Source organism: Providencia sp. JGM181, from assembly GCF_018257375.1.
Lineage (GTDB): Bacteria > Pseudomonadota > Gammaproteobacteria > Enterobacterales > Enterobacteriaceae > Providencia > Providencia lanzhouensis.
In genome coordinates this window covers 1-4,113 of sequence record NZ_JAERJY010000207.1, presented here as the reverse complement: position 1 = coordinate 4,113, position 4,113 = coordinate 1, and the positions used below count along the sequence as shown (strand labels likewise).

The following is a 4,113-nucleotide window of genomic DNA, read 5'->3' as shown; positions in this document are numbered from 1 at the left end:
CCTGAGAAGAAATCAAGAAAAATACTTGAATGAAAAATTAAAACCATAAGGATAAAATATTTATTTATAAAAATAATCAATTTTAGGATAAAGATTAATTTTACACTTTTTTTCTTTTCTCTATTGCAAAAGGAAAAAGTTCCCGTTAATATCCGCCGCGTTTTCATTCATTTAATCAATTCACTGCAAGGAGGTTCATCATGACAACAACTAATCAAACTCTTTGCGGGCAACCTCAGAAATAGTCTTAGACGTTAAAAATCGTTTTAAACGTTAGTTCAGCTATCTTCTCAAAACTTGCCTGCTAATCACCTTATTTTTCACATTAAAAATGAGTTAATAGCTTATGGGCAATATTCTTCATTCTGTCGGTGAACACGTTAGTTATATCGCGACAGAATCTACATGGATTGAAAGTAAAGCAATCCAACAATTACAAACAACCGCTAATTTACCCGACATGGTTTCTGTGGTCGGCATGCCTGACTTACACCCAGGGCGTGGCTACCCAATTGGTGCAGCATTTTTCTCAGCTAAACGCTTCTATCCGGCGTTGGTTGGCAATGATATTGGCTGTGGCATGAGCCTGTTCCAAATCGATATCAAGCGTGCCAAAGTTAACTTGGATAAGCTGGAAAAACAGCTATCTGAAATGACGGATCATGCCCCGCAAGAGTGGCTAGATGAGCACGTTCCTGAGTCGATGAAATCCCATGATTTTATGACTTCGCTCAGTTCTATTGGTGGCGGTAACCATTTCGCGGAGTTTCAATCCGTCGATAAAATCATAAACCAAGAATTGTTTGAGCAAAGCGGTCTTGATAAACAAAAATTATTACTACTCGTGCACAGTGGCTCGCGTGGTTTAGGGCAATCTATTCTACGCCAACATGTTGAACAACATAGTCATAATGGGCTGGATGAACAATCTGATGATGCTAAGATTTACCTCAAAGCACACCAAGACGCGCTACAATTCGCACAGATCAACCGCCAATTGATTGGGCTGCGCATGATGCAGCAAGTTAAGGCTTCGGGAGAGCAACGTTTCGACCTCAATCATAATCTTGTTGAGCCATGCCGTATCGACGGGATCGACGGTTGGCTACATCGCAAAGGAGCGACTCCATCCGATAGAGGTTTCGTGGTGATCCCTGGCTCTCGCGGTGACTACAGCTATTTAGTGGCACCAGTTGCCAGCGATTTGAGTTTAAATTCCCTCGCTCATGGCGCTGGACGCAAATGGATGCGAACGGAATGCAAAGGTCGTTTATCACATAAATATACGCCATTGCAGCTATCCCGAACCACTTTAGGCAGCCGAGTTATTTGTGCAAACAAACAATTGATTTATGAAGAAGCGCCGCAATCCTATAAATCCATTGAGACCGTTATCGAAAGCATGGTTGAGGTCGGCATTATTCAGGTTATCGCCCGCTTAGCGCCGGTGATCACTTATAAAACAAGCGGAGATTGCTAATGGCATTATTACAGTTTTCCTCCGCTCAAGGACCTGATGAGTGCTGTATCGCCGTGGAAAAAGCGTTTTCTTGTTTTTTAAAAGAAGCCGCTTTGTTAGATGTTCAAGTTGATGTGTTGGAGTCTTTTCCATCCAAGCAGGGGCTAAAGTCAGTGTTAGTCTCCTTAGAGGGGAAACAGAGCGAACAGCTGGTCAACGCGTGGAGTGGAACCGTTCAATGGCAATGCCAAAGCCCTCTGCGACCACGCCATAAACGCAAAAACTGGTTTATTAGCATAATCACATTTGCGCCTATTCAGCCCCTAGAGGAGAGTGAAATCGAATATGAATTCACAAAATCTCAAGGTGCCGGAGGTCAGCATGTGAATAAAACTTGTTCCGCAGTACGTGCCAAGCATGTCGCGACAGGGATTAGTGTGAAAGTCCAATCGGAGCGTAGCCAGCATGCGAATAAGAAACTGGCGAAAGAGTTAATTCATTGGAAGCTCAGTGAGTTTCAATCTCAGCAGAGGACGGATCTAGATAAGCAACGTCATCATTCCCACTATCAGATTGAACGTGGAAATGCATCGATAACGTTTGTTGGGAAAGAGTTTAAGCGGGTTAATTAAGTTATGGGGAGCCACAGCAAAGCTGTGGCTTTACAATTTATAACTTACCAGCAATACATGTCACCAAGGATAATTTCACAATTAATAATTTCTGCCTCAAATGCATTCAACAGATTGTTATTAACTGGGCTACCATCTTTTGAACTTAATATAGACATTTGCTCAATCATCACCGATTCAATTTCATCGCCACCAAAACAGATCGAAATTTGCGGCTCATCTATTTCATGTTCATCATAATTTAGATTTTCTAGTAAATCATTTTTTAACTTAATCATATAATTCATCCTTTATTTATATTTAAATTAACAAATATTTATTATCTTTATGCCGCTCAAGATAATAAATTTAAAATAAAGGGAATAATTTAAAAAAACAAACTCATAGTTTATATACAACTTTTAGTTTTATTATTAAGGTGATTAGTTTACAGCCCGCCCCTTTGCAGAGGCGGCATAGACGAGAAAGGGTTACAGTATTTTTTCGGTCAGGAACCAACCGGCAATACTTTCACGCTTTTTTTGGGTAGGTAGAACTTCATGGGGAAAATCTTCAGACATAAAAAACACCATGCGCCCCGCTAACGGCTCTAAGGTAAATAGCTCGTTATCTTGAATATCATACATCACAATTTCACCACCATCACCCTGCTGCCATGATTCATTCATATATAGCACAGTGGTGATTTTACGGCGCCCTTGCCCACGGAAGTTATCCACATGCTTTTTATAGAATCCACCATTAGGATAGCGACAGAAATGGGTTTCAAAATCCCGCAATCCAAGAAATAACTGACAGTTAAGTTCCCGACGCAAGTTTTCCATTTTATCTAGATAGTGTACGACTGCTACGCCCATTTCAGGTTCGAGCCACACTGTTTGATCACCACGGATAGTTTTGTTGTCTTGTAATGTGTTTTGATAGCCAATACGCGCGTCTTGCAGGGTATCGGGGATACAACTTTTAATAGCCTGAATTTCTGACAGATTCAGAAAATCGTTCCACACATACCAACCTTGTGTGGAAAGTGAATCAATAAGTTGATTGATAGACATGATGAATCTAAGAGTGGTTATTAGGTGAGATTTTATACTTGATTATCGGAAAAAATTAAAATAAAAAACGCAAATCTTGATGATTCAATAACTCAATCAATACTAAGGGCTAAAACACCTACATTCCTTATTATCAAATAACATAATTATTTTCTGTATCAAAGACCTAGAGATACTCCAAAATAAGAGGTACTCAAATTTCATCAAATACCTCTTAAATACCAGCCTGTAAAAATTCTAATTAGAACACATTACATACAAAAAGCTGTTCGCCCTAAACCACCACAATCACATGCAAGTGATGGTACTTCAACAAAATCTATTGGGCTGTCTATTGTGAAGTAACCTTCATAGGTGGATTCAAAACCTGATTGAGATTCAATAAGGATGTCAAATGCTTGAGGCTCAAAACCGGGTTCAAAATCAGGTTGAATATCTAATACGGCTGGCTTTTTCATTGACTCCAGCCTATCTAGCTCAATATTCAGACGTTCTTCATTAATTTCATACATCAACATTTCAACTTCATAGATAGCTTTGGCTAACTCATCACTTTTTTTATTAAAATCAGCAATCGGCGTAAAAATCATGCCCCTTAATCCGCCATGATTAGTGAAGTCTACTTTCTTGAAAGAGTATTCTGGTTTATTCCAAACTTCATTATTCTTTAAATCTTGATTGACTTCTTTAATATAAAAATCAATTTCAGCTTGGCTATAAGTGCCCTCATCTTCTTTCAAATCAGTAAGCATAGATTCTTGTTTTAATAACATAGTCGAAATTAGGCTGACTTTCTTCGCTTGCTCAAGCGAGCGATTATTTATTTCACTCTCAACCTTATTCATGGTTTTCTGCATTGAGCTAGCATCACGTCGGTGAGAGATAGACAACTTATCACTCGTAAAATTCATATTTTCTATTGATTTTTGTGCGCTACCATTTGCTTCATCTAATAAATAATTAATTC

Annotated in this window: 5 protein-coding genes; 2 read left to right on the top strand and 3 right to left on the bottom strand. The window is 39.0% G+C overall.

Features of this window, described 5'->3' with window-relative positions; genetic code table 11:
- The first annotated feature begins 346 nt into the window (after window positions 1-346).
- Complete coding sequence (locus JK188_RS16640; protein WP_211886825.1) at window positions 347-1,480, top strand: RNA ligase RtcB family protein; 1,134 nt, start codon at window positions 347-349, stop codon at window positions 1,478-1,480.
- Window positions 1,480-2,091, top strand: coding sequence for a peptide chain release factor H (gene prfH, locus JK188_RS16635; RefSeq protein WP_211886823.1), 612 nt, complete (start codon window positions 1,480-1,482; stop codon window positions 2,089-2,091). Before JK188_RS16640 ends, prfH begins: the two co-directional genes overlap by 1 nt.
- A gap of 44 nt (window positions 2,092-2,135) precedes the next feature.
- Here the strand turns inward: prfH and JK188_RS16630 are convergent, their stop codons facing one another.
- From JK188_RS16630 to JK188_RS16620, 3 genes are all read right to left on the bottom strand, one after another.
- On the bottom strand, window positions 2,136-2,369 hold the full coding sequence (locus tag JK188_RS16630; RefSeq protein ID WP_211886822.1) for a hypothetical protein: 234 nt from the start codon (window positions 2,367-2,369) through the stop codon (window positions 2,136-2,138).
- A gap of 192 nt (window positions 2,370-2,561) precedes the next feature.
- Window positions 2,562-3,146: a 2OG-Fe(II) oxygenase gene (locus JK188_RS16625; protein ID WP_211886821.1), complete on the bottom strand. Its 585-nt coding sequence runs from the start codon at window positions 3,144-3,146 to the stop codon at window positions 2,562-2,564.
- 251 nt (window positions 3,147-3,397) lie between these two features.
- A partial coding sequence (locus JK188_RS16620; RefSeq protein WP_211888677.1) for a hypothetical protein occupies window positions 3,398-4,113 on the bottom strand: 716 nt, incomplete at its 5' end.